Annotated in this window: 30 protein-coding genes; 15 read left to right on the top strand and 15 right to left on the bottom strand. The window is 67.3% G+C overall.

The window, feature by feature from the left end; genetic code table 11:
• A partial coding sequence (locus tag CA237_RS01880) for an EF-Tu/IF-2/RF-3 family GTPase (RefSeq protein ID WP_241215408.1) occupies window positions 1–771 on the top strand: 771 nt, incomplete at its 5' end.
• A 177-nt stretch (window positions 772–948) separates the two neighbouring features.
• Here CA237_RS01880 and CA237_RS01875 read toward each other — a convergent pair.
• Entirely contained in the window at window positions 949–2,175 is a 1,227-nt protein-coding gene (locus tag CA237_RS01875; protein ID WP_066692661.1) for an MFS transporter, read from the bottom strand.
• A gap of 156 nt (window positions 2,176–2,331) precedes the next feature.
• Window positions 2,332–4,569, bottom strand: coding sequence for a TonB-dependent receptor (locus CA237_RS01870; protein ID WP_126012539.1), 2,238 nt, complete (start codon window positions 4,567–4,569; stop codon window positions 2,332–2,334).
• A gap of 114 nt (window positions 4,570–4,683) precedes the next feature.
• On the opposite strand from CA237_RS01870, the gene CA237_RS01865 reads away from it, so the two are divergent.
• Window positions 4,684–5,328 carry a TetR/AcrR family transcriptional regulator gene (locus tag CA237_RS01865; RefSeq protein ID WP_066692656.1) on the top strand — a complete coding sequence of 215 codons (645 nt, stop codon included), beginning with the start codon at window positions 4,684–4,686 and terminating at the stop codon, window positions 5,326–5,328.
• A 143-nt stretch (window positions 5,329–5,471) separates the two neighbouring features.
• Here the strand turns inward: CA237_RS01865 and CA237_RS01860 are convergent, their stop codons facing one another.
• Together CA237_RS01860 and CA237_RS01855 are read right to left on the bottom strand one after the other, a co-directional pair.
• Entirely contained in the window at window positions 5,472–5,990 is a 519-nt protein-coding gene (locus tag CA237_RS01860) for a YceD family protein (RefSeq protein ID WP_066692648.1), read from the bottom strand.
• Entirely contained in the window at window positions 5,987–6,496 is a 510-nt protein-coding gene (locus CA237_RS01855) for a ubiquinol-cytochrome C chaperone family protein (RefSeq protein WP_066692646.1), read from the bottom strand. Before CA237_RS01855 ends, CA237_RS01860 begins: the two co-directional genes overlap by 4 nt.
• A 118-nt stretch (window positions 6,497–6,614) precedes the next feature.
• Here CA237_RS01855 and bamE point away from each other — a divergent pair, with 118 nt between their 5' ends.
• The 6 genes from bamE to CA237_RS01825 all read left to right on the top strand — a co-directional run bounded on the left by bamE (window position 6,615) and on the right by CA237_RS01825 (window position 12,159).
• Window positions 6,615–7,088: an outer membrane protein assembly factor BamE gene (gene bamE, locus CA237_RS01850; protein ID WP_066692842.1), complete on the top strand. Its 474-nt coding sequence runs from the start codon at window positions 6,615–6,617 to the stop codon at window positions 7,086–7,088.
• Between the two features lie 204 nt (window positions 7,089–7,292).
• On the top strand, window positions 7,293–7,802 hold the full coding sequence (locus CA237_RS01845) for an RcnB family protein (protein ID WP_066692644.1): 510 nt from the start codon (window positions 7,293–7,295) through the stop codon (window positions 7,800–7,802).
• Between the two features lie 227 nt (window positions 7,803–8,029).
• Window positions 8,030–9,421 (top strand): glycosyl transferase family protein, encoded by a 1,392-nt coding sequence (locus CA237_RS01840; protein ID WP_126012535.1) that lies wholly within the window; start codon window positions 8,030–8,032, stop codon window positions 9,419–9,421.
• On the top strand, window positions 9,418–10,440 hold the full coding sequence (locus tag CA237_RS01835) for a hypothetical protein (protein WP_126012532.1): 1,023 nt from the start codon (window positions 9,418–9,420) through the stop codon (window positions 10,438–10,440). The genes CA237_RS01840 and CA237_RS01835 overlap by 4 nt, the downstream gene beginning before the upstream one ends.
• Before the next feature lie 46 nt (window positions 10,441–10,486).
• Window positions 10,487–11,401 (top strand): sulfite exporter TauE/SafE family protein, encoded by a 915-nt coding sequence (locus tag CA237_RS01830; RefSeq protein WP_066692636.1) that lies wholly within the window; start codon window positions 10,487–10,489, stop codon window positions 11,399–11,401.
• Window positions 11,398–12,159, top strand: a complete 762-nt coding sequence (locus CA237_RS01825) for a TIGR02186 family protein (RefSeq protein WP_066692633.1) — start codon at window positions 11,398–11,400, stop codon at window positions 12,157–12,159. Before CA237_RS01830 ends, CA237_RS01825 begins: the two co-directional genes overlap by 4 nt.
• 177 nt (window positions 12,160–12,336) lie before the next feature.
• Here CA237_RS01825 and CA237_RS01820 read toward each other — a convergent pair whose 3' ends face one another.
• The 11 genes from CA237_RS01820 to CA237_RS01770 all read right to left on the bottom strand — a co-directional run bounded on the left by CA237_RS01820 (window position 12,337) and on the right by CA237_RS01770 (window position 19,212).
• Window positions 12,337–12,834 (bottom strand): MmcB family DNA repair protein, encoded by a 498-nt coding sequence (locus tag CA237_RS01820; protein WP_066692631.1) that lies wholly within the window; start codon window positions 12,832–12,834, stop codon window positions 12,337–12,339.
• Between the two features lie 46 nt (window positions 12,835–12,880).
• Complete coding sequence (locus CA237_RS01815; RefSeq protein WP_126012529.1) at window positions 12,881–13,510, bottom strand: cell wall hydrolase; 630 nt, start codon at window positions 13,508–13,510, stop codon at window positions 12,881–12,883.
• Window positions 13,511–13,676: 166 nt separating this feature from the next.
• The gene (locus CA237_RS01810) at window positions 13,677–14,012 is read right to left on the bottom strand and encodes a DUF1491 family protein (protein WP_066692630.1); all 336 of its coding nucleotides are present in this window, start codon (window positions 14,010–14,012) and stop codon (window positions 13,677–13,679) included.
• Window positions 14,009–14,500, bottom strand: a complete 492-nt coding sequence (locus CA237_RS01805) for a PaaI family thioesterase (protein WP_066692629.1) — start codon at window positions 14,498–14,500, stop codon at window positions 14,009–14,011. Before CA237_RS01805 ends, CA237_RS01810 begins: the two co-directional genes overlap by 4 nt.
• A complete protein-coding gene (locus CA237_RS01800) occupies window positions 14,460–14,927 on the bottom strand; it encodes a PTS sugar transporter subunit IIA (RefSeq protein WP_066692627.1) in 468 nt (155 codons plus the stop codon). Before CA237_RS01800 ends, CA237_RS01805 begins: the two co-directional genes overlap by 41 nt.
• Window position 14,928: 1 nt before the next feature.
• The gene (gene raiA / locus CA237_RS01795; protein WP_126012526.1) at window positions 14,929–15,528 is read right to left on the bottom strand and encodes a ribosome-associated translation inhibitor RaiA; all 600 of its coding nucleotides are present in this window, start codon (window positions 15,526–15,528) and stop codon (window positions 14,929–14,931) included.
• 58 nt (window positions 15,529–15,586) lie between these two features.
• The gene (dnaQ, locus tag CA237_RS01790; protein ID WP_066692621.1) at window positions 15,587–16,273 is read right to left on the bottom strand and encodes a DNA polymerase III subunit epsilon; all 687 of its coding nucleotides are present in this window, start codon (window positions 16,271–16,273) and stop codon (window positions 15,587–15,589) included.
• A 7-nt stretch (window positions 16,274–16,280) separates the two neighbouring features.
• Complete coding sequence (gene coaE, locus CA237_RS01785) at window positions 16,281–16,877, bottom strand: dephospho-CoA kinase (RefSeq protein WP_126012523.1); 597 nt, start codon at window positions 16,875–16,877, stop codon at window positions 16,281–16,283.
• 117 nt (window positions 16,878–16,994) lie between these two features.
• Entirely contained in the window at window positions 16,995–17,804 is an 810-nt protein-coding gene (locus CA237_RS01780; protein ID WP_066692610.1) for a shikimate dehydrogenase, read from the bottom strand.
• A complete protein-coding gene (locus CA237_RS01775; RefSeq protein ID WP_084401709.1) occupies window positions 17,801–18,397 on the bottom strand; it encodes a Maf family protein in 597 nt (198 codons plus the stop codon). Before CA237_RS01775 ends, CA237_RS01780 begins: the two co-directional genes overlap by 4 nt.
• Complete coding sequence (locus tag CA237_RS01770) at window positions 18,394–19,212, bottom strand: pyruvate, water dikinase regulatory protein (protein ID WP_066692608.1); 819 nt, start codon at window positions 19,210–19,212, stop codon at window positions 18,394–18,396. The genes CA237_RS01775 and CA237_RS01770 overlap by 4 nt, the downstream gene beginning before the upstream one ends.
• A gap of 307 nt (window positions 19,213–19,519) precedes the next feature.
• Here CA237_RS01770 and hemE point away from each other — a divergent pair, with 307 nt between their 5' ends.
• The 7 genes from hemE (at window position 19,520) to mnmE (ending at window position 24,906) form a co-directional block, all read left to right on the top strand.
• Entirely contained in the window at window positions 19,520–20,572 is a 1,053-nt protein-coding gene (hemE, locus tag CA237_RS01765; protein ID WP_198158596.1) for a uroporphyrinogen decarboxylase, read from the top strand.
• A complete protein-coding gene (locus tag CA237_RS01760; RefSeq protein ID WP_066692600.1) occupies window positions 20,569–21,024 on the top strand; it encodes a CopD family protein in 456 nt (151 codons plus the stop codon). Before hemE ends, CA237_RS01760 begins: the two co-directional genes overlap by 4 nt.
• A gap of 13 nt (window positions 21,025–21,037) precedes the next feature.
• Complete coding sequence (locus tag CA237_RS01755; protein WP_066692598.1) at window positions 21,038–21,376, top strand: hypothetical protein; 339 nt, start codon at window positions 21,038–21,040, stop codon at window positions 21,374–21,376.
• Complete coding sequence (locus CA237_RS01750) at window positions 21,376–21,708, top strand: hypothetical protein (RefSeq protein ID WP_066692597.1); 333 nt, start codon at window positions 21,376–21,378, stop codon at window positions 21,706–21,708. The genes CA237_RS01755 and CA237_RS01750 overlap by 1 nt, the downstream gene beginning before the upstream one ends.
• Before the next feature lie 145 nt (window positions 21,709–21,853).
• A complete protein-coding gene (gene rho / locus CA237_RS01745) occupies window positions 21,854–23,110 on the top strand; it encodes a transcription termination factor Rho (RefSeq protein ID WP_066692595.1) in 1,257 nt (418 codons plus the stop codon).
• A gap of 283 nt (window positions 23,111–23,393) precedes the next feature.
• A complete protein-coding gene (locus tag CA237_RS01740) occupies window positions 23,394–23,624 on the top strand; it encodes a DUF6489 family protein (RefSeq protein ID WP_066692592.1) in 231 nt (76 codons plus the stop codon).
• Complete coding sequence (gene mnmE, locus CA237_RS01735) at window positions 23,614–24,906, top strand: tRNA uridine-5-carboxymethylaminomethyl(34) synthesis GTPase MnmE (protein WP_126012520.1); 1,293 nt, start codon at window positions 23,614–23,616, stop codon at window positions 24,904–24,906. Before CA237_RS01740 ends, mnmE begins: the two co-directional genes overlap by 11 nt.
• Window positions 24,907–24,928 lie beyond the last annotated feature (22 nt).

Raw genomic sequence — 24,928 nt, 5'->3', positions numbered from 1 at the left:
GAGACAGATGTTCGCCTGCACCTTGAACACGAAGCCGGTCACGCGGTCGATCCGACCGACGACCGCGTGACCGGCTTCGTGTTCAAGGTGCAGGCGAACATGGACCCGAACCACCGCGACCGCATCGCGTTCATGCGGCTGTGTTCGGGAACGTTCAAGCGCGGCATGAAACTGACCCCGACCGGCCATGGCAAGCCGATCGCGATCCACTCCCCCATCCTGTTCTTCGCGCGCGAACGCGAGCTGGCGGATGAGGCCTATCCGGGCGATATCATCGGTATTCCGAACCATGGGACGCTCCGGGTCGGCGATACGCTGTCGGAGCGGGCCGATGTGCGCTTTACCGGGCTGCCGAACTTCGCGCCGGAAATCCTGCGGCGCGTGGTGCTGAAGGACCCGACCAAGACCAAGCAGTTGCGCAAGGCGCTGGACGACATGGCCGAGGAAGGCGTCACGCAGGTCTTCTATCCCGATATCGGGTCGAACTGGGTGATCGGGGTGGTCGGACAGTTGCAGCTGGAAGTGCTGCTCAGCCGGCTGGAGGTCGAATATAAAGTCGCGGCGGGGCTGGAAATGGCGCCGTTCGAAACCGCACGCTGGGTGTCGGCGGCCGATCCTGCGGATTTGAAGGCGTTCACCGATCTGCATCGCTCGGCGATGGCGAAGGATCGGGACGGGAATCCGGTGTTCCTGGCGAAAAGCGCGTGGGAGGTCGGGTATATTGCCGACCGCTATTCGAAGGTGGCGTTCGCGGCGACGCGGGAGCGGTAGTTCGCTTGATCCCGTACCCCCGCGCAGGCGGGGGTCCAGGGTTTCGAACGTGACGTTGCATTGCCTGGCTCTGGATCCCCGCCTTCGCGGGGATACGTTCTCCAAATTGGGTTTTCCCGTAATGGCATAGTCTGGATCCCCGCCTTCGCGGGGATACGGGTGGGGGCGTCGGTGCTGCTACGCCACCCAATCGCGCCCCAGCCGGCGGCTGGCGAGTGCCATCAGCGCGCCGGCGACCAGATACAGGCACAGCGCCGCCGCGATGGCGTAGCGGAGCGATTCGTTGCCATAGGTCGGGGTCAGCGCCTTCGACAATTGGCCGACGAACCAGCTGCCCAAGCCCAACCCGATCAGGTTGTTGATGAGCAGGAAACAGGCCGAAGCGGTGGCACGCATGTGGGCGGGCACCAGATGCTGGACGGCGGTCAGGACCGGGCCGAGCCAGACATAGACCAGCGCCTGCGGGATCACGAACAGCGCGAAGGCAGCGATCCAGCTGCTCGACAATACCCCGGCGATGAAGAACGGCGTGCCCAGTATGTAGCACAGCGCCGGCAGCAGCGCGTACCAGCGCCGGTTCCGCGCGCCCAGCCGGTCGCCGAGCGCCCCGCCGAGCAGGATGCCCGCCACCCCGCCGCTCAGCAGCAGCGCGCCGATGAACTGGGCCGACTGGACGAGGTCGAGGCCGAAGCTGCGCATCATCAGGCTGGGCAGCCAGAAGCCGACGCCATAGCCGCAGGTCGATCCCGCCGCTGCGCCGAACGCCAGCAGCCAGAAGCCGGGTTTGGCCGCGAGGATGCCGAAGACGCGGCCGACGGGGATGCGGTCGGCGCTGGCGGCGACGCGGGGCGGGTCCTGCACGATCCAGCGGAAGAAGGGCGCGATGACGAGGCCGGCGATGCCGACCGTGTAGAAGGCGGTGCGCCATTCGACCGCCTGCGCAATATAGCCGCCGAGCAGCACACCGCCCGCTGCGCCGAGCGGGATACCGAGCGAGTAGATGGCGAGCGCACGGGCGCGGCGTTCGGGCGGGAAGGTGTCGGCGATCAGCGCATAGGACGGGGCAACGCCGCCCGCCTCCCCCACGCCGACGCCCAGGCGGAACAGGAACATCTGCGTGAAATTCTGCGCCGCGCCGCACAGCGCGGTGAAGCCGCTCCATACCGCGAGGCTGATGGTGATGACCCAGGTGCGGCTGGTGCGGTCGGCGATCAGCGCGAGCGGGATCGCCAGCGTCGAATAGAGCGCGGCGAAGGCGAGGCCACCCAGCATCCCCATCTGCCCGTCGTCGAGGCCGAGGTCGCGCTGCACCGGCTGCGCCAGGATCGAGAGGATCTGCCGGTCGAGGAAGTTGAAGCTGTAGACTAGCAGCAACATGGCGAGGGTGATGCGGGGGTTTTTCATGTCGTCCCTCTAAATCCTCCCCGCTCCGCGGGGAGGGGGACCATGCGTAGCATGGTGGAGGGGCATTGCCCCACACGCTACGTCAGCGATCGCGGCCCTGCCCCTCCACCAGCCTGCGGCTGGTCCCCCTCCCCACGATGTGGGGAGGAGCTTTGGTTAGAACTTCACTTCGAACGTTGCGGTCGCGGTGCGGGGCGGGCCGTAATAGCCGATGATCGAATTGCCGAAGACCGCACCGGGGAAGTTGTAGCCGCCCACCCGGTAGCGCTGGTCGGTCAGGTTGCGCAGCGCCATGCCGAGCCGGTAGCGGCCGTCGCCCGAAATCCAGTTGGCAGCGGCGTTGACCAGCGCATAGCCGTCCTGGTCGAGTGCGGGCGTCGGGATTTCGAACAGCGCATAGTCGCTGCGCAACGTGACTTCGGGCGTCACCGACAGCGATCCGCCGGCAAAGTCGGTCGAGGAGGTGAAGGATGCGGCGGCGGTGAATTCGGGCGTATTCTGGAACACGCGCTGGTTCGATACATCGACCGGGGTGGTGCCGCCGCCGATGAAGGTCAGGAATTCCTTGTAATCGGCATTGGTGTAGCCGAACGACACCTGTGCCGAGAAATTGCGCGACGGCACCATCCGCCCCTCGATCTCCAGCCCGTAAATGTCGGCCTTGCCGGCGTTATCGACGAAGCTGGCGATGCCGCCGGCGATGTTGGGCACCTGGATCGTGACCTGCTGGTCGGTGTAGCGCGAATAATAGCCGGCCATGTTGAGGAACAGGGTGCGGTCGAGGAACGCGCCCTTCATGCCGACTTCGTAGCTGGTGATCTTTTCGGGGTCGTAGCCATTGACGGTCGTCGGGGTGAACACCGCGTCGCCGCGCATGTCGAACCCGCCCGATTTGAACCCCCTGCCCCACGACGCGTACAGGTTCAGGTCGCGGCGCGGCTCATAGCTGATCGAGACGCGCGGGGTGAACTGGTCGAAGCTGCGGTCGTTGGTGTAATCGGTGCGGATCAGGCCGGGCACCGCGTTCGCATTGCCGAAGCGGGGGCTGCGGATGCCGGCATAGTTGCGGCGGAACACCGTGCCGGTCTTGTCGTCCTTCGTATAGCGCAGGCCGCCCGAAATCTTCAGCCGGTCGGTCACGTCGAAGCTGATGTCGCCGAACGCGGCATAGCTTTTGGTCTTGACCTCGCCCGAGGTCAGCGTGGTGAGGTTGAGGCCGCCGACCACCGTGTCGAACGCGCCCGATGCGGTGGCGTTGAGGTAATAGAGACCGACGACGCCCTGCACCCGGTCGCCCTGCAACAGCAGTTGCAGTTCCTGCGTGAACTGGTTGTCGTCATATTCCGCCGGCACGTCGAGCGTGGGCAGCGCGGTGTTGTCGAAATCGATGACGGTGTTGGTGGCGCCTTCGCGATAGGCGCTGATCGATTTGAAGGTCAGCAGGTCGCTTAAGCTGAACTCGCCGGTCAGCGACAGCCCTTGCGCCACCACCCGGTTGCGGTCGCCGATGCCGGCGCGGGTGTCATAGACATTGCCGGTCGGGGCGTAGCGCGGGTCGTTGCCGTTGCCGACGAGGCGGGTGCCGTGGCGCGGGTTCGACCGGTCGAGCGTGCGGTCGCCCGCCACCCGCACGAAGATCGCATCGGTCGGCGTCCATTCCGCCGAGACACGCGCGGCGAGCACGTCCTTGTCATATTGGTCGGCGCCGGTGGTCAGGTTGGTGCCATAGCCGTCGCGCTTGTAGCGGGCGATCGCGCCGCCGATCGCGAAGGTATCGCCGATCGGCACCGTCACCTGCCCGACCAGGTCGAACTGGTTGTACGAGCCGTAGGAGGCGCGGGCGGTGGCGGCATAGTCGTTGCCCAGCCGCTTGGTGACGTACTTGATCGCGCCACCGATGGTGTTGCGGCCATAGAGCGTGCCCTGCGGCCCGCGCAGCACCTCGACCCGTTCCACGTCGAAAATGTCGAGCACCGCGCCCTGCGGCCGGGCGACATAGACATCGTCGAGATACAGGCCGACGCCGGGTTCGAAGCCCCACAGCGGATCCTGCTGCCCGACGCCGCGGCTGAAGGCGATCAGCGTCGAGTTGGAGCCGCGCGCGATCTGCAGCGTCAGGTTGGGCGTCTTGTCCTGCAAGGCGGTGATATCGACCGCGCCGGTGCGCTCCAGCTGGTCGCCGGTCACGACCGACATGGCGATCGGCACGTCGATGACGCTTTCGGCGCGCCGCCGCGCGGTGACGACGATGTCGCCGTCGCCCTGATCCTCGACCACCGAGGCCGAGTCGGCGGGGGCTGCGGGCGGGGTTTCGGTGGTTTGCGCAAGCGCGGGCGATGCGGCGAGCGCCGCTCCCATCAACAGACTGGCGCGGATTCCGAATGTGCGACGCATCGACCTCTCCCTGACATGAACGCCACCCGTTGGCCGGGTTGTACGCCGTTGCGCTTCGCTATACTGAAAGCTGAACCGGGTTTCAACTTATGCCCGTGGGGAGAGGAGAAAAACATGGCGACCGACGCTGCCGGGCCGGACGGGAACGTGCCGGTGGACAAGATGCCGCGCACCGAACGCGGTCGCCGGACGCAGCGCGCCATCCTCGACGCCGCCGCCGCCGAGTTCGGGGAAAAGGGGTTTCACGAAGGATCGATCAGCGGGATCACCCGCCGCGCTGGCGTGGCGCTGGGCAGTTTCTACACCTATTTCGATTCGAAGGACGCGGTGTTCCGCGCGCTGGTCGCCGACATGTCGGCGCAGGTGCGCGATCATGTCGCCCCGGCGATTCGCGGGGCGGACGGGCGCATCGCGGCGGAGCGCGCGGGGTTGCTGGAATTCATCCGCTTCGTGCGGACGCACAAGGAAATCTACCGGATCATCGACGAGGCGGAGTTCGTCGATCCGGCGAGCTTTCGCCGGCATTATTCGACCACGGCAGAACGGATCGCGGCGCGGATTCGCACCGGGCCGGAGGATGCGCAGGCCGAGGTGCATGCCTGGGCGATCATGGGGATGAACGTGTTTCTGGGCCTGCGCTACGGCGTGTGGGACGAGGATCGGTCGCCCGAGGACGTGGCGGATGTCATCGCATCGCTGCTGGCGCGGGGGATTTTTGGTTCACGCGAAGGCGCGAAGGGCGCGAAGGAAGGCATTTAGGGGTTCGCGCGGAGGCGCGAAGACGCGGAGGGGTTATATACTTGGCGAGCGGCGCGCGTTCGGGAGACGTCGCGCCCGGTGATGGCGAAGAGTAAGGGCTGCTTCGCAGCTTGCTCTCTTCCTCTCCGCGCCTTCGCGTGAACCTATTTCTTGAGCAGGTCCTTGAGGCCGCCCAGCGCGGACATCGGTCCCGCCTCTTCCTCCTTCAGCACGCCGGCGGCGCGCAAGGCTTCTTCGGCATGGGGGCTGCGGGGATAGGGGTCGAGGGCCAACGCCAGCGTTTCCGCTGCCGCTTCGCCGAGGTCGATCGATGCGCCGGTGTAGAACATCGTGTCCATCGCATCGTCGTCCAGCTCGACATCGCTGCCCTCCACGCTGCCTTCGGGCAGGAAGCGCAGGGTGAAGGCTTCGTCGACCGATTCGGGCACCGGTTCGCCGCTGGCGACGCAGGGTTGCGCGACCTGTGCCGTCAGGCGCCCGGTGGCGACGATACCGGCGGCGTCGCGGCGCAGGCTGTAGTCTGCCTCCAGCGAATCGAGCTCGAGCAGGTTGAAGCGGCCCATCAGCCGGCGGCGTTCGTCGGTGTCGGCGGAAATATGCTGGCGCATCTCCCCCTCCCCGATCTGGTCGATGCGGACGGGACGGTGGAATTCGGGAGTCATGGCAGGGTTCCGGCAAGAAGGTCGTCGATAGCCACGCCGTCCAGCGCGGCGCGGAAGGCGCGCAATTCGGTCGCGACATGGGTGAGGGCGTCGGGGGCGGGTGCGTCGCCGCGATACAGGTTGCGCACCAGCGCCGCTTCGAACGTGCCGTCGGCCAGCCCGTCGCGATAGGCGCCCAGCCGCCCGCCCAGCGCCGCCATCATCCGCCCGATATGCTTGCCGACGACCATGTCGCCGAACCCGATCTGGCGCAGCTGTCCGTCCATATCGTCGACGAAACATTCGGCGAGGCTGGCGGCGGGCACGGCCCCTGCCCCTTCGCGCTCCAGCCGCAGCATCACCATCGCCAGCACGGCGGCGATCATGTCGAACCGGCCGTCGAGCGTGTCGGGCACCGCGCCGGCCAGATACCAGTGCGGCTGCCGCCCGCGTGCCACGACCGCGTTATACAGCGTGGCGGCAATGCGCGGCGGCGGTTCGCGACGGAACAGGCGGGATAGCGGCATGACTCTCCGGGCAGATGAAGGGCGCGCTTGTGGATGGCGCGGGTCCGTCATATTGAACGCATGGCCGCGCGATGCAATCGCGAGGGGCCCGGTCGCGCGTTCGCTGGACGGAGATTTTATGGTTCGCTTCCCCACCCGTGGCGCCGTGGCGCTGATGATCGCCTGTGCCGCGGCGGGCCTGGGAGGCTGCACGAAGCTGCGCAGCCATCAGGGATATGTCATCGACCCCGATCTGGTGAACGCGGTGCAGCCGGGCGTCGATACCCGCCAGTCGGTGTTGCAGACGCTGGGCACCCCGACCTTTGTCGGCCAGTTTTCCGACCGCGAATGGTTCTATCTGTCGCGCGACAGCCGCAACCTGGCATTCAACCGCCCGCGCGCCGTCGACCAGACGACGCTGAAGATCACGTTCGACCAGGCGGGCAACGTCACCAAGATTGACCGCACCGGCGTCGACCAGGTGGTCGGCATCAGCCCGTGGGACAAGAAGACCCCGACGCTGGGCCGCGAATCGAACTTCTTCCGCGACCTGTTCGGCAATATCGGCACGGTCGGCGCGCCGGGGACCGGCGGGCCGGGGCCGAACCAGTAAGGGTTGCGGCGCGGTTTCGGCGGCCGTCGGACAAACGTAGCAGGCGGCGGAAGGAAGAAGCGGGACCCCGGATCAGGTCCGGGGTGACGGCTTTCTTCCGGAAGCTCGTCCGCCAAGCCTTTCAAAACCCTGACGATCGCATTCGCGGAGCGTTCAGCGGGACTCGGGCATTGCATCCTCATCACGAGGAAAGGAGCAATCCCGATGCGAAAGATCATCCTGGCGGCGCTGGCCGCCACTGTCGCCCTCCCCGCCGTCGCCACGCCCGCCATGGCGCAGTCGCGCCACGAACTGCGCCGCGACCGGCAGGATATTCGCGAGGAACGGCGCGAATATCGCCAGGCGCTGCGCTATGGCAGCCCGCGCGACATTCGCGAGGAACGCCGCGAACTGAACCGGGCGCGGTGGGAATATCGGCAGAACCTGCGCGAACGGGCATGGGGCCGGAACGACTGGCGCGCCTATCGTCAGGGGCATCGCAACCTCTATGCGCGCGGCAACTGGAATGCGCCGTTCCGCTATCAGAGCTTCCGCCCCGGGCTGGCGATCGGTCGCCCCTATTATGCGCAGCGTTACTGGATCGCCGATCCGGGCCGCTATCGCCTGCCGCCCGCGCGGGGGGCCCAGCGCTGGGTGCGGCACTATAACGACGTCGTGCTGGTCGATTACCGGCGCGGACGCGTGGTCGACGTGATCCGCAACTTCTATTGGTAAGGCCCGGTTCGGCCGCGCCGTCGATACGCTCGGCGCGGCCGGTGCGCGGGGCACCAGTCCCGAAAGGGGATTTAGGACCGTTTGCGCCAACGTCCCGAGTCCCCGCCGGTTCAATCGTCATCGATAAATATTAAGGATGAACACACGAGGGGCGGCGGCGAATTGCTTGTTCCGCTGCACCGCGTCGTTATACGATAAGTTCCGGGGCAGGTTCCGGGGGAACGGGGATGGACGCGGTCATCGCGTGGATCGACGCGATTGCGCGCGAAACCATGTTGTTTGCCGGTGTCGGGTTCCTGATCGGCGGGCTGGACGATCTGGCGGTCGATGGCGCGTTCCTGGTCCGCGCGCTGCACCGATGGTGGCGGCGCACGTCCGAGGCTACCCTGGCCGATTTCCCGGTGGCGGGATGTAGCGGGCGGATCGCGGTGCTGGTGCCGGCATGGGACGAAGCGGCGGTGATCGGCGCGATGCTGCGCGCGACGCTGGCGCGGTTCGATCATCCCGACTGGCGGCTCTATGTCGGGGCCTATCCCAACGACCGGGCGACCATTGCCGCGATCGTCGCGGTCGCGACCGAGGACGACCGGGTACGGCTGACGCTGACGCCGCATCCCGGCCCGACGACCAAGGCCGATTGCCTGAACGCCTTGTGGCGCGCCGTCATGGCCGATGGTGCGGCGGAGGGGCGGCCGTTTACCGCGATGGTGCTGCACGATGCCGAGGATGTGGTCCATCCCGGCGAGCTGCGAGTGTACGATCACCTGTTGCGCAGGGCCGATACGGTGCAGGTCCCGGTCCTGCCGCTGGCCGATCGCGAATCACGCTGGGTATCGGGCCATTATATCGACGAGTTTGCCGAGGCGCATGGCCGGCAGCTGCCGGTGCGGGGCGCATTGGGGGCGGAGCTGCCGCTGGCCGGGGTCGGCTGCGCGATTTCGGCCGACATGCTGGCGCGCATCGCCGAGCGGCGCGGCGGATTGCCGTTCGACGATACCAGTCTGACCGAGGATTACGAACTGGGGCTGACCGTCCGGGCGCTGGGCGGGCGCGGGATGTTCGTGCGGGTGCTGGAAGATGCGGGCGGACCGCCGGTGGCGGTGCGCGCCTATTTCCCCGCACGGCTCGACGCCGCCGTCCGGCAAAAGGCGCGGTGGATGACCGGCATTGCCCTTGCCGGATGGGACCGGATCGGGTGGCAGGCGGGCGGGGGCCTGCACGACCATTGGATGCGGATGCGCGACCGGCGGGCGATCCTGGCTATCCCTGTGCTGGCGGTAGCCTATTGCGCGCTGGTCGCGTGGGGGGCGAGCGGCATGCTGCACGCCGTGCGCGGCAGCGTGGCACCGGTGGTCGATCCGGCGCTGCAACTGGTGCTGGCGATCAACCTGTGCCTGCTGGTGTGGCGGACGGCGATGCGCTGGGCCCTGGTCCGCCGCGCCTATGGTCGGGACGAGGCATGGCGGTCGATCCCGCGCATGCTGGTCGGCAATCTGGTCGCGTTGCTCGCGGCGCGGCGGGCGGTGGTGCGCTACGCCGCGACGCTGCGCGGACGGCCGCTGCGCTGGGACAAGACCGCGCATCATTTCCCCGACATCGCCGGGTTGCCGGATCGATGAGCCGGGCACGCGGACGGCCGCTGCGGTTCCTGGCGCTGGTCACGGTCGGCTGGGTCGGCATGCGGGTGGCGCTGCTGTGGCCCGAAGGGTTGCCGCCGGACCGATGGGTACGGATCGTGCTGCCGGGCGGGCGGGGGGCGGAGCCGGTGTCGCCGATCGCTGCCGCTCCGCCGGGTCGTCACATCGCACAACAGATGCGCGAACAGAGGATTGCGATGCCGGCCAGGGTCGCAGTCGGCACGCGATCGGTGCCGACCATGGCTGGCACGGCAAATGCGCCGGCCGGTGTACCGGACCGGGTACGGCTGGCGCTGCTGGCGCTGGTCGGGTTCGCCTCGGCCGAGCCGATCGATCGTGGTGCCGCGCCGATCCTGTCGCCGCCGGTGCCCCCTACCGCCGGACCGCCAATGACGGTCAGCCTGTGGGCGCTTGCCCGGCCGGGCGCGGCGAGCGGCGGTCCGGTGCAGCTGGGCGGCGGGCAGGCCGGGATGCGGCTGCGCCTGCCGGTGACGCCGGACGGGCAGGCGGCGGTCGCGGCGCGGGTGGCGACCCCGCTGGCGGGTCTGGGACGCGAAGCGGCGCTGGGCATCGAATGGCGGCCGCTGCCGGTGCCGGTCGCCTTGGTGGTCGAACGGCGCGTGGCGCTCGACAGCGGGGGCAGCGGGACCGGCATGGGGGTGATCGCCGGGATCGACCGGGCGTTGCCGGGCGACCTGGCGCTGGAAGCCTATGGGCAGGCGGGCGCGGTCGCGCGCGACGGCATCGAACCCTATGCCGATGGCGCGGCGCGGGTGCTGCATCCGGTGGCGAGGATCGGGCGCAGCGCGCTCCGGCTGGGGATCGGCAGCTGGGGCGGGGCGCAGCGGGAGGGGGCGCGGGTCGATATCGGGCCGTCCGCCGTCGCGTCGCTGCCGGTCGGGCGGGGCGCGGTACGAGTGTCGCTCGACTGGCGGCAAAGGGTAGGGGGTAACGCGGCGCCGGGGTCGGGACCGGCGCTGACGATCGGCAGCGACTTTTGACGCGCCGGGTGGCACGGCGCTCCCGAACGCGGTAACCGGGAGGCCCATGGACCTGTACCTCCCCATCGCCAACCTGTCGGTCAATGCGCTGGTCATCGTGCTGCTGGGCGGCGGGGTCGGGTTTCTGTCGGGCATGTTCGGGGTCGGCGGCGGGTTCCTGACCACGCCGCTGCTGATCTTCTACGGCATTCCGCCGACCGTCGCCGCCGCGTCCGCCGCCAGCCAGGTGACAGGGGCCAGCGTGTCGGGCGTGTTCGCGCATCTGCGCCGCGGCGGGGTCGATTTCCGCATGGGTTGGGTGCTGGTCGCGGGCGGCGTGCTGGGGTCGGTGGCAGGCGCGGGCGTGTTCCGCCTGCTACAGGCCAGCGGGCAGATCGATACCGTCATCGCGATCCTGTACGTGGTGATGCTGGGGTCGATCGGCGGTCTGATGCTGAAGGAAGCGATCGGCGCGGTGCGCGTGCTGCGCGGGGCGATCCCGCCGCGGGCGGCACGGCGGCGGCACCATCCGCTGGTCGCGGCTCTCCCCTTGCGCTGGCGATTCTATGCCTCGGGGCTGTACATCTCGCCGCTCGCGCCGCTGCTGCTGGGGTTCGCCACGGGCATGCTGACCGTGCTGCTGGGGGTCGGCGGCGGGTTCATCCTGGTGCCGGCGATGCTGTACCTGCTGGGCATGGGGACGCGGGTGGTGGTCGGCACCTCGCTGTTCCAGATCCTGTTCGTCACCGCCGCATCGACGATGGTCCATGCGCTGACGACCAAGGCGGTCGATATCGTGCTGGCGGTGCTGCTGCTGGTCGGATCGGTGACCGGCGCGCAGATCGGCGCGCGGTTCGCGCAGAAGGCGAAGCCCGAATATCTCCGCCTCGCGCTGGCGATCATCGTGCTGGCGGTGGCGTTCCGCATGGCGCTGGGGCTGGGGTGGCGGCCCGACGATATCTATACGGTGCAGCCGGCATGAGGCGCGCGCTGACCCTTGCGCTGCTGGCGCCGCTGGCGATGGGCGCGGCGGCCCCGGTGCTGGTGCCCGATGTGTCGACCCGTGACGTGCAGATCGCCTATTCGTTCACCGGGGCCGAACTGCTGCTGTTCGGCGCGATCCTGTATCCCGGCGGGCGGGTGCCGCAGGGCGACCGGCCGGCCGACATCGTCGTGGTGGTGAAGGGGCCGCCCGAATCGATCGTGGTGCGCGAAAAGGAGAAGGTGGCGGGCATCTGGGTCAATGCCGACCGGATGCGCTATCGCTCGGCCCCGTCCTTCTACGCCATCGCTTCGGCCCGACCGATCGAGCAGATGGTCGATGAGCGGACGCGCGCGATCTATGAGCTGGGGTTGGACAGCCTGCAATTGTCGCCTGCCGCCGGCACGTCGGCCGATGATCAGGCGCGGTTCGCCAGGGGGTTCGTGGCGTTGCGCGAACGCGCCGGGCTGTACCGCGAGACGCCGAACGCGGTCGAGATCACCGACGACGTGCTGTACCGCGCGTCGATTACCATTCCCGCACGGGTGCCGGTGGGCAAGTTCACCGCCGAAACCTTCCTGATCCGCGACGGGCGCGTGCTGGCGGCGGCGGTGCGCGATATCGAGATTCGCAAGTCGGGGTTCGAACGCTTCGTGGCGATCGCCGCGAACGAGGCGTCGTTGTGGTACGGATTGGCGGCGGTGTTGTTGTCGGTCGGGTTCGGCTGGGCCGCCGGGGCGCTGTGGCGGCGGTTTTGATCGAAGTCGCTAAGTCGTTGCAATCCGTGGATATATTGTCCTGACGCGTTCCAAAGTTCACTAAGTTCACACTCGCGCGCAGTTTGTCACGCCGGACGGCGCTTCGTCTCCCCCGGGTCGCCCTCACCCTTGCGGCGCTGCGCGCCTCCCTCCCTCTCCCGATGGGAGAGGAACATGCTAAAAGCCCTGGATCGCTTCGGGGTCGACCGCGCCGATCAGGCGGCGGGCGGCGCGGCGGGCGAAGGCGAGGGTGCAGCGCTTGCGGACATGGGCGGGCAGGGGGGTGGTCGACGCCTCGCGCAGGATCGTCGCTTCATAGCGGTCGGCGACGATGATTCCGGTACGTTCGGGCAGGAACGCCTCGCCCGATAGCGGCGTCACGTCGAACCCGGCCGGCACCGCCCAGAAATAGCGGTCGCAAGACCTAAGATAATCAGTCCACTTGCCGTCGCCGAGCAGGTCGGCGCGCGATACCTTGATCTCGACGATGACGATCTGCCCGCGCGCATCGAGCGCCATCAGGTCGGCACGCCGCCCGCCGTCGAGCGGAACCTCCGCCATCGCGGTCAGATCATGCGCCAGCAACATGCGCGTGACACCGCGCGCGACCTCCGCCGCGATCAGCGGATGGGTATCAGGGGCGAGGGGTCGGGCACCGAGGGCGATACTGGCCATCGGTGGAGTATAGGAACATTATGCGAACAAGGAAAGAGTGGTCGGCTCAGCGGTAGAAGATATGGTTGCCGAGCGAGGCGACGCGGGTCTTGCCCCAGTTCGGGCTGACGCGGCGTGCGTGGAAGAACAGCGCGCCTTCTGCCGGACTTTTCCACAGGTCGTTGCGGGCGATGCGGGCGATGGCGACCGCGGTCTTCCACGCCGGGCGGCTGGTGTCGACATCGGGCAGGCGACCGCCCTTCACGAACGAGAACTGGCTGCGCTGGGTCAGCACGCCGCAGGCCGAGGCGGGGAAGCGGCCCGATTTGGTGCGGTTGAGGATGACGTCGGCGACGGCGAGCTGGCCGGTCAACGGTTCGCCCTTCGATTCATAATAGACGCCGATCGCGACGCAGTTGAGTTCTTCGTCGTCGGTCGTGGCGGGCTGTGCGGCGACGGCGGCGGCCAGCGTGGCATAGTCGGCATCGGTCGGGTCGACCGCATCGTCGGCCGGCTCGGGCTTGGCCGCAATGTCCTGTACGATTTCCTGGGCAGGGGCGAAGCGGACGGGAACCTTTGCCGGGACGGACAGGTTAGTGACGGAACCGGGCGAGGCTTCCTCTGCCGATACGGCAGCGGGCAGTCCGGCGAACAGGGTCATGGCGGCAAGCACCACCATCGGGAAGCGCAGCTTCATCCGTCGTCACTAGCTTGCGGTCGACCTGCGCCAACACACGTTCCACGTGGAACCTATGGCCACATGCAACTTTGGCGTTTGCCCCCGACTACGCCACCGACCCAACCCGGTCGGCCCAGCGCTTTGTCTCCGATGCACAGCGCTTAGGGGTGCACGAGTCTCGCCGTCAATCGGCCCACAGGGTTTCAGCGGCGAGCGGTTCGGGGCGTGCGACGATCGCCTCGATCACCCACAAATCGGGATCGTTGCGGCGGCGACCCTGCCAATAGTCGGTCAGCGCGGCTTCACCCACAAGATCGGGTTTGCGCTGCACGATCCGGGCACGACCGTCGAGATCGCGTTCGCGCTCGAACAGGCGAGCGGTGCCGTCGCGATCCATCGCCAGCAGCAGCACGACGCCCGATTCGCGGTCCCCCCGCGCCAGCACCATGGCGGTCCCGCCGGCTGCCTCGACGGCGCGCGCGAAGGCGTTGACGCGCAGCGCCGTCGGCCAGTCGCTCATGGCTGGGCGTAGCCGGGCAGGGTGGCGAGCGGAATCCGGCTTTTCATGAAGGTTCCGGTGCCGCGTGCCGCTTCCTCGCCATCGGCATCGATCAGATGCGCATCGGCGATGAACACGCGACGCTTGCCGGATACCCAGCGCCCTTCGGCGATGACCTGGCCAGGGCCGAGCGGCCGCTGGAGCAGCAGGTTGAAGGCGGTGGTCAGCAGGAAGCGATCGGTCACGAGGCTGTTGGCGGCGTAGAAGGCGGCGTCGTCGAGCATCTTGAAATAGGTCGTGCCATGCGCCGCGCCGGCGGCATGGAAATGGCGTTCGTCGATGCTGAAATGGATGCGCGCCACCCCGGCGGAGACGATCTCCAGCCGGGAATCGAACAGCCGGTTGATCGGCGCCGCAGCATAGAGCGCCTCCAATGCCCGGAAATGCGCCGCTTCCCCGGCGGGCACATCAGGCTGCGTCACGCGCCTCGACACCCGATAGCAGCGCATAGAGCGCGTCGGCCGACCCGGCCCCGCGCAGCTTGGCCCGGAACGCCGCGTCGCGCAGCGCGCGCGACACCCGTGCCAAAGCCTTCAGATGGTCGCTGCCCGCATCCAGCGGCGAGAACAGCGCGAAGATCAGGTCGACCGGCAATTCGTCGACCGCGGCGAAATCGATCGGGCGATCCAGCCGCACGAAGATGCCGAAGACGCTGTCGGGACAGTCGATCCGGGCATGGGGAATGGCGATGCCGCCGCCGAACGCGGTGGTGCCCAGCTTCTCACGGTCGGCCATGCGGTCGGCGACCAGTTTCGGATCGACCCCCGCCGCGTCCTGCGCGACGGAGGCGATATGCGCGAACAATGCCTTGCGGGTGCCGGCGGACACGTCCGCCAGCACCGTTTCAGATGTCACGAGATCATGGAAATCGTACAAGTCAGGCCGCGCGATTGGGTTCGACCCAGCCGATCGTGCCGTCATGGCGGCGATAGACCATGTTGAACGATCCGGTGCCGCTGTTCTTGAACAGCAGCGCGTTGGTGTTGCGCAGGTCGAGCATCATCACCGCGTCGGACACGCTGGCGTCGGGCACATCGACCCGGGTCTCGGCGATGATGAGGGGCGCGTCGGCGACCTCTTCCTCTTCCTGCTCGCGACCACCGAACACGGTGTAGCCGGCATTGTCGAAGCCATTGTCGTACCCGCCGGCCTCGTTCATCGCCACGACCTGCGCGGCGTTGCGGTCCTTCAGGCGGCGGGTGTAGCGACGCAGCTGCTTTTCGATCTTGTCGGCGGCACCGACGAACGCGCCCTGCGCCTCCTGTCCGCTATTATGCCCCTTGAGGACGAGGCCCTGGGTGACGTGGCAGACGATGTCGCACACGAAGCCATTGTCGTGCGGACCCTTGCTGAACGTCGCGGTCGCCGAAATCGCGCGCTGGAAATATTTGTCGGCGATGCCCTGGAGTCGCTCCTGGACCATCTCCTTCAGCGCGTCCCCGGTGTCGACCTGGTGCCCCGAAACCCGGATGTCCATGTAATCCTCCGTCGTTGTGAAATCCTGTGAGCCGCTCAAAGCGGGTGGTGTCAACGCCTCAGGTCGGCGACTGGCCCCATAACGGGTCCTTCAATGTGCCGACGAACGCGGCGTGGACGGCGAGTTCGGCCGCGCTGGCCGAAAACTGGCGCGGCGGGCGGACGCGCGAGGGGGCAACGGTCTCCACCACTTCCGCGACGAGGGTCGGCGTGGCGTCGAGGCCGAAGCCGATCTGGCGACCGCCCATCAGCTCGACATAGACCTGCGCCAGCAGCTGCGCGTCGAGCAGCGCGCCGTGCAGCACGCGGCGACTGCGGTCGATGCCGAAGCGGACGCACAGCGCGTCGAGCGTATGCTTGGCGCCGGGATGGCGGCTGCGCGCGATGGCGAGGGTGTCGACCATGCGGCTCAGGCAGATCGCATCGCGCCCGCATGCGCCCAGTTCGCCGTTCAGGAAGCCGAAGTCGAAATTGGCATTGTGCGCGACCAGCGGGCTGTCGCCGATAAAGGCGAGCAGGTCGTCGATCGCGGTGTGGAACGCCGGCTTGTCGGCAAGGAACGCATCGGACAGGCCGTGGACCGCCTCCGCCTCTTTCGGCATCGATCGGCCGGGATTGAAATAGGCGTGAAAGGTGGCGCCGGTTTCGACCCGGTTGACCAGTTCGACACACCCGATTTCGACCAGTCGGTCGCCTTCCGAAAATTTGAAGCCGGTGGTTTCGGTATCGAACACGATTTCACGCATTCCCACCTTATCCGCCTTCGCGGAGCCCCATGCAAGCGACCAGCGCGGCGACCTGCGCCCGTGTCGCGGCGAGTGTCGTATCGGTGTAGATAAGATGTTGGGCACGAGCGCGCTTTTCGGCGTCGGGCATCTGGGTGGCGAGGATCGCTGCGAACGCCGACTCGGTCATGCCGGGGCGGGCGAGGACGCGGGCGCGCTGAACCTCGGGTGCGGCCGAGACGACCGCTACGGAATCGCAGCGCGAGTCGCCGCCGGTTTCGAAAAGGAGGGGGACGTCGAGCACGACCAGCGGGGCTTCGCGATGGGCGTCGAGGAAGCGTTGCCGCTCGGCTGCGACGGCCGGATGGACGATCGCTTCGAGGCGTCGGCGTGCGTCCGGATCGGCGAAAATCCGTTCGCGTAAGGTCGGGCGGTCGATGCCGGTCGGGCCGGTGGTGCCGGGGAAGGCGGCTTCGATCGCGGGCAGCAGCGCGCCGTCCGGGCCTTGCAGCGCATGGACGGTGGCGTCGGCATCGAACACCGGCACGCCCAAGTCGCGGAACATCTGCGCGACGGTCGACTTGCCCATGCCGATCGATCCGGTGAGGCCGAGGATGTGGGTCATGGGCGTCTCACTCGCGTATCCCCGCGCAGGCGGGGATCCAGGGCCAAGCAACGCGGCGGTTGCGCGTGGTACTCTGGACCCCCGCCTGCGCGAGGGTACGGTTCGATCGCGGATCGCTCACGCCAGCAACCGTTCCCGCAAGGCGTCGTCGCGGTCGCGCGGCGGGGCGACTCCGAAGAACAGTTCGAACGCCAGTGCCGCCTGCCCGACCAGCATTTCGAGGCCGTCGACGGTATCGAGCCCGCGCGCATGGGCCTGTGCCAGCAGCGGTGTCTCGATCGGGGCGTAGACCGCGTCATATACCACCGCATCTTCGGGCAGCGGTGCCAGGTCGATTTCCAGCGGGGGCTGACCGGTCATGCCGAGCGTGCTGGCATTCACCAGCAGCTTCGCCGCAGGCAGGGGAGCGGTGAGCGGCAAGGCGTCGCCCTTCAGGCCGAAGGTCGACAGCAACGCCGCTGCCTTCAGCGGATTGCGGTTCAGCAAGGTCACGCGTCCGACACCCAGCCGCGACAAGGCGAACAGGATCGCGCGCGCCGCGCCGCCCGCACCGATCACCGCGACCGGCTGTTTCGTCAGGTCGAGACCGGCGATCGGGGCGTGGAACCCCGCCGAATCGGTATTGGTGCCGATCCAGTCACCACCTTCGCCACGGAACACGGTATTGATCGCGCCGATCGAACCGCGCACGTCGCCGGGATCGGCGACATGGTCGAGCGCGGCCAGCTTGTGCGGCACGGTGACGTTGCACCCGCGCCAGTGCGGGTCGGTACGGCGGCTCTCGAAATAGGCTCGGAGATCGTCAGGTTTCACGTGGAACCTTCGATACTCGGCATCGAGTCCCAACTGGTCGAGCCAGAAGCCGTGGATCAGCGGCGATTTGGAGTGGGCGATCGGGTCGCCGATCACCTCCGCATAGGGTTTCATGCGGGCAATTTTCCCCGTTGGCGCAGATAGCGCGCGATTTCGAGCAAGGGCATGCCGAGGATCGTCCAATGGTCGCCATCGATCCGGTCGAACAGCTGCACACCCGGCCCCTCGATCCGAAAACAGCCGACACAGCCGGCGATCGCGGGCCATTCGGCATCGAGATAGGAGTCGATGAAGGCATCGGACAAGGGCCGGACAGTCAGCTTCGCATGGCCGATATGCCGCCACACCGGGCGGCCCCCTTCGACGAAGACCGCCGCGCTGAACAGGTCGTGGCGTCCGCCGGACAGGGCGCGGAGATGCGCGGTGGCATCGGCGCGGTCGACCGGCTTGTCGAGCACGGTGCCATCGGCCAGCGCGACGACCGAATCGCCACCCAGCACCATCGCCCCGCCGACGCGGGTGGCGGCGCGCATCGCCTTCATCTCCGCCAGCGCATCGGCGAGGTCGCGGGGTTTGAGGTTCTCGGCCGCCAATGCCGCCTTGGCCGCTTCCTCGTCCAGCCCGCTGGCCATCGCGTCATGGGGAATGCCGGCCGCGTCGAGCATCGCACGGCGGGTGGCGCTCATCGAGGCGAGGATGAAGCTCATGCGCGGGCCTCCAGCTTGCGGTCGTTGCACAGGGTGATGATCGCCGCCGCCGTTTCCTCGATCGAGCGGCGGGTAACGTCGATCACCGGCCAGCCATTGTCGGCGAACATCCGCCGGGCATAGGACAGTTCGCGTATCACGGCATCCTGTTCGACATAATCGGTGTCGGGCATCTGGTTGAGCGACAACAGCCGGTTGCGCCGGATCGCGATCAACCGGTCGGCGCTGGTGGTCAGCCCGACGACCAGCGGCTTTTTAAGCGTGAACAGGATCGGCGGCGGCGGGCTTTCGACCACGATCGGAATGTTCGCGGTCTTGAACCCGCGATTGGCGAGATAGATCGACGTCGGCGTCTTCGACGAACGCGACACGCCGGCCAGCACGATATCGGCCTCTTCCCAGTCCTCCGACGCGATGCCGTCGTCATGGGCGATGGTCCACTGGATCGCATCGACCCGGGCGAAATAGGCGGCGTCGAGGCTGTGCTGACGGCCCGGCCGCGCCTTGGCCTCCTGTCCCAGCAGGCTGGACAGCGCGTTGCTGACCGCATCCATCGGCGCGACGATCGGCAGGCCGAGTGCGGCGCAGCGCGCCTCCAGCATCCGCCGGATCGCCGGGTTGACCAGCGTATAGAGCACCAGCCCGGGATTGACGGTGATTTCGGCGAGGATGCGTTCGAGATGGGTTTCCGAACGGACCATCGGCCAGAAATGGCGCATCGTGTCGACATCGTCGAACTGCGCCAGCGCCGCCTTGGCGATATTCTCCAGCGTTTCGCCGGTGGAGTCGGACAGGAGGTGGAGGTGCAGTCGCATCGGCGCCTTTCTGCACAAGGCTGTGGATAAGTCGGGGGCAGGGGCTAGCGCAACTCGGCCGGTCCGCCAAGCTGTGGGAAAGCCCTGTTTCATGCCCAGATTATCCACAATCCCGACACAGGGAGCGATTCAGCCAACAGCCTGTGGATAGTGTGGATGGCTTCATTGGAATCGACGGATTCGAGCGACTCCCATAGGGTCAATCTGTTGGCATTTCGGGTAATCCACCATAAGCCCCGCTATCCACGCCCCAACTGCTTCCAACCACCCATTTAGATTCTACTTTATAGTAGAGAGAGCGACGACGCTGACCGGTCCTGTCCCCACGAAACCGCTTCTCCGCGTGCTTGCCGGCGAGAAGCTTGCCGTCCCGCCGATCTGGCTCATGCGACAGGCCGGACGCTATCTTCCGGAGTATCGTGCGCTCCGGGCGGAGAAGGGCGGCTTTCTCGCGCTGGCGACCGATCCGGAGGCGGCATCGGAGGTTACGCTGCAGCCGATCCGGCGGTTCGCGTTCGATGGCGCGATCCTGTTCTCCGACATCCTGATGATCCCGTGGGCGATGGGGCAGCACCTGACCTTCGGCCCCGGCGAAGGGCCGCGGCTGAACCCGCCGCTGCTCGACGGGCTGCTGGCGGGCATTCCCGGCCTGTCACAGGGCGGTTATCCCTTCCACCGGCTCGATCCGGTGTACGAGACGGTCCGGCGTACCGTGGCCCGTCTGCCGGCCGATGTGACGATGCTGGGGTTCGCCGGATCACCCTGGACCGTCGCGACCTATATGGTGGCGGGGCAGGGGTCGAAGGACCATGAAGCGAGCCGGAGCCTTGCCTATCGCGATCCGGCGACCTTTGCCGGTCTGCTGGAGGCGATTGCGGACCTGACCATCGATTATCTGGTGGGGCAGATCGATGCGGGGGTCGAAGCGGTCCAGTTGTTCGACAGCTGGGCCGGCAGCCTCAGCCCGGCGCAGTTCGACGACTGGGTGATCGGGTTTACCGCTCGGATCGTCGATGCGCTGCATCAGCGCCGGCCCGGTGTGCCGGTGATCGGTTTCCCCAAGGGCGCGGGCGGCAAGCTGCCCCGCTATGCCCGCGAGACCGGTATCGATGCGATCGGGCTGGACGAGACGGTCGACCCGGTGTGGGCCGATGCCGTCCTGCCGCCGGGAATGCCGGTGCAGGGCAATCTCGATCCACTGGCGCTGCTGGCTGGCGGAGAGGCGCTCGACGGTGCCATCATGCGCGTGCTGGACGCCTTTCCGGAACGCCCCCATGTCTTCAACCTCGGCCATGGGATCGGCCAACATACGCCGATCGCGCATGTCGAGGCGCTGTTGGCCCGGGTGCGCGGGGCATGAGCGGGTTTCTGGGCGGCGCCTATCTGTGGATGAAGGCGGCACATATCGTGTTCGTCATCTTCTGGATGGCCGGGCTGTTCATGCTGCCCCGCTATCTGGTCCATCATCAGGAGGGGCTGTCCGACCCGGCAGAGCCGCCGCGCTGGATCCGGCGCGAGGCGTTGCTCAAGCGGATGATCCTGACGCCGGCGATGGTCGTCGTGTGGGTGCTGGGGCTGTTGCTTGCGGCCAATGTCGGGTTGTTCGACGGCGGCGCCGGGCTGGGGTGGCTGCACGCCAAACTGCTCGTCGTCGTGCTGCTGAGCGGCTATCATGGCTGGGCGGTCGGCTATGCGAGGAAGCTGGCGGCGGGGCGGCCGACGCTGACGCCGAAACAATTGCGGCTGGCGAACGAACTGCCCGCGCTGGCGGCGATCGCGGCGGTCGTGCTGGCGGTGGTCAAACCGTTCTGAAGGGGGATGGGCGATGTGGATAGCGTTGGCGTTGATTCAGGCGGTATCAGCGCCGCTGCCGGCGGGGGTCGAGGATGATCTGACCTGCCTCGCTATTATCGCGGCAACCGCGAACAAGGCGCCTCCGCAGGAGCAAAGCGGCCTGCAAGGCGGATTTATGTACTTTATGGGTCGTATCGACCATGCTGCACCCGGGTTCGACTATCCAGCCCATCTTGTTCGATTGATCGACGACGCTGAAGGAAACACGAAGATACAGGCGGCCAGACCGCGCTGCGTAGCCAAGCTGCGTGAGATTAGCGGGTCGCTCGCGAAGTGGGGAGAACATCTTCAAAAGCGGAACCAGAAGTGATGCTGGCATGGCTGTTGGTCGCGGCGCAGGCGGCGACGCCCGCGGTCGAGAACGATCTGCGCTGCATCGCCAGCATTTCGCAATCGTTCGAAACCGAGCCGTCGAGCCAGCGGGCGATGCTGACTGCCGGGATGGTCTATTTCATCGGCCGGGTTGAAGGTGCTGCGCCTGCGACCGACATCGTGGCGTCGGTGCAGCGGATCCGGCGTGCGCCTGGAGCAAAGGCGGCACTCGACGCGGCGGCCTTGCCCTGTGCCCGGCAGATACTGGCGAAGACGACGCTGTTCGCGCAGCTCGATCCGGGCGTGACGAAGGTCGAACCGGCGCGCTGAACCACCGCACCTGCTTGACTTGACTGCGACCGCCACCTAGGTCGAGCGACAGTGGCGCCCGGTCCTCGGTGCGCCCGTCCCAGCCGCTTGCGTCCGCCCCGTTTGCCGACCTTGCCTCACCATCGCTGATCTGGACCACCCCCCGATGCATCTCAAAGACTTAAAGAAACACGCGCCCGCCGAACTGGTCTCGATGGCCGAGGAACTGGGCGTCGAAGGCGCATCGACGATGCGCAAGCAGGACCTCATGTTCGCGATTCTCAAGGCGCGTGCCGAGAATGGCGAGCAGATCATGGGCGTCGGCACGATCGAAGTGCTGCAGGACGGCTTCGGCTTCCTGCGCAGCCCGGAGGCGAATTACCTCGCCGGGCCGGACGATATCTATGTCTCGCCGAACCAGGTCCGCAAGCATGGCCTGCGCACCGGCGACACGGTCGAGGGCGAGGTTCGCGCGCCCAAGGACGGCGAGCGCTATTTCGCGCTCAGCAAGCTCGTATCGGTCAATTTCGACGATCCCGACGCGGTGCGTCACCGGGTCAATTTCGATAACCTGACGCCGCTGTACCCCGAACAGAAGCTGACGCTCGACCAGCTCGATCCGACGATCAAGGACAAGTCGGCGCGGGTGATCGACATCGTGTCCCCGCAGGGCAAGGGCCAGCGCACGCTGATCGTGGCGCCGCCGCGCGTCGGCAAGACCGTCATGCTGCAGAACATGGCGAAGGCGATCACCGACAATCACCCCGAAGTGTTCCTGATCGTCCTGCTGATCGACGAACGTCCGGAAGAAGTGACCGACATGCAGCGCAGCGTGAAGGGCGAGGTGATTTCCTCGACCTTCGACGAGCCGGCGCAGCGTCACGTCCAGGTCGCCGAAATGGTGATCGAGAAGGCCAAGCGGCTGGTCGAGCACAAGAAGGACGTGGTGATCCTGCTCGATTCGATCACCCGTCTGGGTCGCGCCTACAACACGGTCGTGCCGTCGTCGGGCAAGGTGCTGACCGGCGGTGTCGACGCGAACGCACTCCAGCGGCCGAAGCGCTTCTTCGGTGCGGCGCGTAATATCGAAGAGGGTGGTTCGCTGTCGATCATCGCCACCGCGCTGATCGATACCGGCAGCCGCATGGACGAAGTCATCTTCGAAGAGTTCAAGGGCACCGGCAACTCGGAAATCGTCCTCGACCGCAAGGTGGCCGACAAGCGCATCTTCCCGGCGCTGGATGTGGGCAAGTCGGGTACGCGCAAGGAAGAACTGCTGGTCGACAAGACCAAGCTCAGCAAGATGTGGGTCCTGCGCCGCATCCTGATGCAGATGGGCACCGTCGATGCGATGGAGTTCCTGCTCGACAAGATGAAGAATTCGAAGACCAACGAAGACTTCTTCGACAGCATGAATCAGTAATCGAGCGCGCCCGGCGACATGCTGTCGCAGGAGACGCGACGATCCGGCCGGCGGGGCAACGCCCCGACCGACGACGCGGGCTTCGCCCGCGTCCGGCAACAACGAACCGCCCGTCTTTTCCACAGGGAAAGGCGGGCGTTGTCGTATGCACGGTGGGGCACGCCTGTGGACAGAGACCCCAGCCTTCGCTGGGGTGACGTGGTACGGCGGGGGCGTCCCCAACCCTTATCGCCATCCACAGCTTTTCCCCCTATCGTGCCCCAAACCAACCGGGGAACCGCCCATGAAGATCAACGTCGAAGTCGATTGCACGCCGGAGGAAGCGCGTCGCGCGATGGGCCTGCCCGACTTCACGCCGGTCCATGAACGCTATGTCGCGATGCTGACCGAAACGATGGAGAAGGGGGCCAGCCCCGAACTGCTCGACCAGATGATGAAGAGCTGGGCACCGATGGGCGAGGCGGGCATGACCTTCTGGCGCAAAATGTTCGAGACGGCGGGTCGTGGCGGCTGACACCATCTTCGCGGTGTCGAGCGGGCGTCCGCCCGCCGCCATCGCCGTGCTGCGGATTTCGGGGGGCGGGGCGCTGGATGCGGCGACGCTGCTGGCAGGCCGCTTGCCGCCGCTGCGTCGGGCGGCGGTCAGGGCATTGCGCGACCCTGTGGATAAGCTGTTGCTCGACCGGGCACTGGTGCTGGTGTTTCCGGGGCCGGCGACCGCCACGGGTGAGGATCTGGTCGAACTGCACCTGCATGGCGGTCGCGCGGTGGTGGCGAGCGTCGAGCGGGCGCTGGCGGCGATGCCGGGACTGCGCGCTGCCGAGCCGGGTGAGTTCACGCGGCGGGCGCTGGCGCATGGCCGGATCGACCTGACCGAGGCGGAGGGGCTGGGCGACCTGTTGTCGGCCGAAACCGAGGCGCAGCGGCAGATGGCGCTGGCGAACAGCGACGGCCGGCTGCGGCGGGCGGTGGCGGACTGGACCGCGACGGCGACCCAATTGTCGGCGGTGGTCGAGGCGGTGCTCGATCACGCCGACGAAGACGATGTCGATGCAGCGGACGAGGTGCTGGCCGATCTGCGTGGGCGGGCAGGCGTCTTGGCCGACACGATCGGGGTGGCGCTGGCGGCGCCCCCGGTCGAACGGCTCCGCGATGGCATCCGCGTGGTGCTGGCGGGGCCGCCCAACGCTGGCAAGTCGACCCTGCTCAACGCACTGGTCGGGCGCGAGGCGGCGATCGTGTCGCCGGTGGCGGGCACGACGCGTGATGTCATCGAAATTCCGGTAACGCGCGAGGGGATGGCGTGGCTGTTCCTCGATACCGCCGGGCTGCGTAACGACAGCGACGATCCGATCGAGCGGATCGGCATCGACCGTGCGACCGGGTCGATCGCGGCGGCGGATATCGTGCTGTGGCTGGGGGACGACGCGCCGCCGGCCGCAGCGCGGGTGATCTCGCTCTACCCGCGATCGGACGTCCGCGATCCGCTGGGGGCGGACGGTCGCATTGCGGTATCGGCGGCGACCGGAGCCGGGATCGATACGGTCTGGGGCGCCCTTGGTCGCGAAGCCGCCTCGCTGCTGCCGAAGGTGGACGAGCTGGCGTTGAACCGGCGGCAGGCGCATCATGCGGGTGTCGCACAAGCTGCGCTCCAACGTGCTGCAATGCAGGACGACCCGCTGTTGTTGGCGGAGGAATTGCGCTATGCTGTACAGGCATTCGCGGCATTGACCGGGATGCGCGCGACCGAGCCGGTTCTCGACGATCTGTTCGGTCGCTTCTGTATCGGCAAATAATGTTCCACGTGGAACCTAGAAC

Origin of the sequence: Sphingomonas sp. ABOLH, from assembly GCF_003951715.1 — a bacterium.
GTDB classification, from domain to species: Bacteria; Pseudomonadota; Alphaproteobacteria; order Sphingomonadales; family Sphingomonadaceae; genus Sphingomonas; species Sphingomonas hankookensis_A.
Note: the sequence above shows the minus strand (reverse complement) of the source record. Positions and strands in the feature narration are given on the sequence as shown.

What these genes read in the sequence shown, in the direction of transcription:
- CA237_RS01870 (WP_126012539.1), bottom strand. Translation starts at nt 4,569, where the DNA reads ATGCGTCGCACATTCGGAATCCGCGCCAGTCTGTTGATGGGAGCGGCG.
- CA237_RS01810 (WP_066692630.1), bottom strand. Translation starts at nt 14,012, where the DNA reads ATGAGCGACTGGCCGACGGCGCTGCGCGTCAACGCCTTCGCGCGCGCC.
- CA237_RS01775 (WP_084401709.1), bottom strand. Translation starts at nt 18,397, where the DNA reads ATGAGCTTCATCCTCGCCTCGATGAGCGCCACCCGCCGTGCGATGCTC.
- CA237_RS01770 (WP_066692608.1), bottom strand. Translation starts at nt 19,212, where the DNA reads ATGCGACTGCACCTCCACCTCCTGTCCGACTCCACCGGCGAAACGCTG.
- CA237_RS01815 (WP_126012529.1), bottom strand. Translation starts at nt 13,510, where the DNA reads ATGAAGCTGCGCTTCCCGATGGTGGTGCTTGCCGCCATGACCCTGTTC.
- rho (WP_066692595.1), top strand. Translation starts at nt 21,854, where the DNA reads ATGCATCTCAAAGACTTAAAGAAACACGCGCCCGCCGAACTGGTCTCG.
- CA237_RS01840 (WP_126012535.1), top strand. Translation starts at nt 8,030, where the DNA reads ATGGACGCGGTCATCGCGTGGATCGACGCGATTGCGCGCGAAACCATG.
- CA237_RS01855 (WP_066692646.1), bottom strand. Translation starts at nt 6,496, where the DNA reads ATGCCGCTATCCCGCCTGTTCCGTCGCGAACCGCCGCCGCGCATTGCC.
- raiA (WP_126012526.1), bottom strand. Translation starts at nt 15,528, where the DNA reads ATGGACATCCGGGTTTCGGGGCACCAGGTCGACACCGGGGACGCGCTG.
- CA237_RS01830 (WP_066692636.1), top strand. Translation starts at nt 10,487, where the DNA reads ATGGACCTGTACCTCCCCATCGCCAACCTGTCGGTCAATGCGCTGGTC.
- CA237_RS01740 (WP_066692592.1), top strand. Translation starts at nt 23,394, where the DNA reads ATGAAGATCAACGTCGAAGTCGATTGCACGCCGGAGGAAGCGCGTCGC.
- CA237_RS01750 (WP_066692597.1), top strand. Translation starts at nt 21,376, where the DNA reads ATGCTGGCATGGCTGTTGGTCGCGGCGCAGGCGGCGACGCCCGCGGTC.
- CA237_RS01865 (WP_066692656.1), top strand. Translation starts at nt 4,684, where the DNA reads ATGGCGACCGACGCTGCCGGGCCGGACGGGAACGTGCCGGTGGACAAG.
- CA237_RS01825 (WP_066692633.1), top strand. Translation starts at nt 11,398, where the DNA reads ATGAGGCGCGCGCTGACCCTTGCGCTGCTGGCGCCGCTGGCGATGGGC.
- CA237_RS01820 (WP_066692631.1), bottom strand. Translation starts at nt 12,834, where the DNA reads ATGGCCAGTATCGCCCTCGGTGCCCGACCCCTCGCCCCTGATACCCAT.
- dnaQ (WP_066692621.1), bottom strand. Translation starts at nt 16,273, where the DNA reads ATGCGTGAAATCGTGTTCGATACCGAAACCACCGGCTTCAAATTTTCG.
- coaE (WP_126012523.1), bottom strand. Translation starts at nt 16,877, where the DNA reads ATGACCCACATCCTCGGCCTCACCGGATCGATCGGCATGGGCAAGTCG.
- CA237_RS01875 (WP_066692661.1), bottom strand. Translation starts at nt 2,175, where the DNA reads ATGAAAAACCCCCGCATCACCCTCGCCATGTTGCTGCTAGTCTACAGC.
- CA237_RS01835 (WP_126012532.1), top strand. Translation starts at nt 9,418, where the DNA reads ATGAGCCGGGCACGCGGACGGCCGCTGCGGTTCCTGGCGCTGGTCACG.
- CA237_RS01755 (WP_066692598.1), top strand. Translation starts at nt 21,038, where the DNA reads ATGTGGATAGCGTTGGCGTTGATTCAGGCGGTATCAGCGCCGCTGCCG.
- CA237_RS01860 (WP_066692648.1), bottom strand. Translation starts at nt 5,990, where the DNA reads ATGACTCCCGAATTCCACCGTCCCGTCCGCATCGACCAGATCGGGGAG.
- bamE (WP_066692842.1), top strand. Translation starts at nt 6,615, where the DNA reads ATGGTTCGCTTCCCCACCCGTGGCGCCGTGGCGCTGATGATCGCCTGT.
- CA237_RS01805 (WP_066692629.1), bottom strand. Translation starts at nt 14,500, where the DNA reads ATGCGCTGCTATCGGGTGTCGAGGCGCGTGACGCAGCCTGATGTGCCC.
- CA237_RS01845 (WP_066692644.1), top strand. Translation starts at nt 7,293, where the DNA reads ATGCGAAAGATCATCCTGGCGGCGCTGGCCGCCACTGTCGCCCTCCCC.
- CA237_RS01760 (WP_066692600.1), top strand. Translation starts at nt 20,569, where the DNA reads ATGAGCGGGTTTCTGGGCGGCGCCTATCTGTGGATGAAGGCGGCACAT.
- CA237_RS01780 (WP_066692610.1), bottom strand. Translation starts at nt 17,804, where the DNA reads ATGAAACCCTATGCGGAGGTGATCGGCGACCCGATCGCCCACTCCAAA.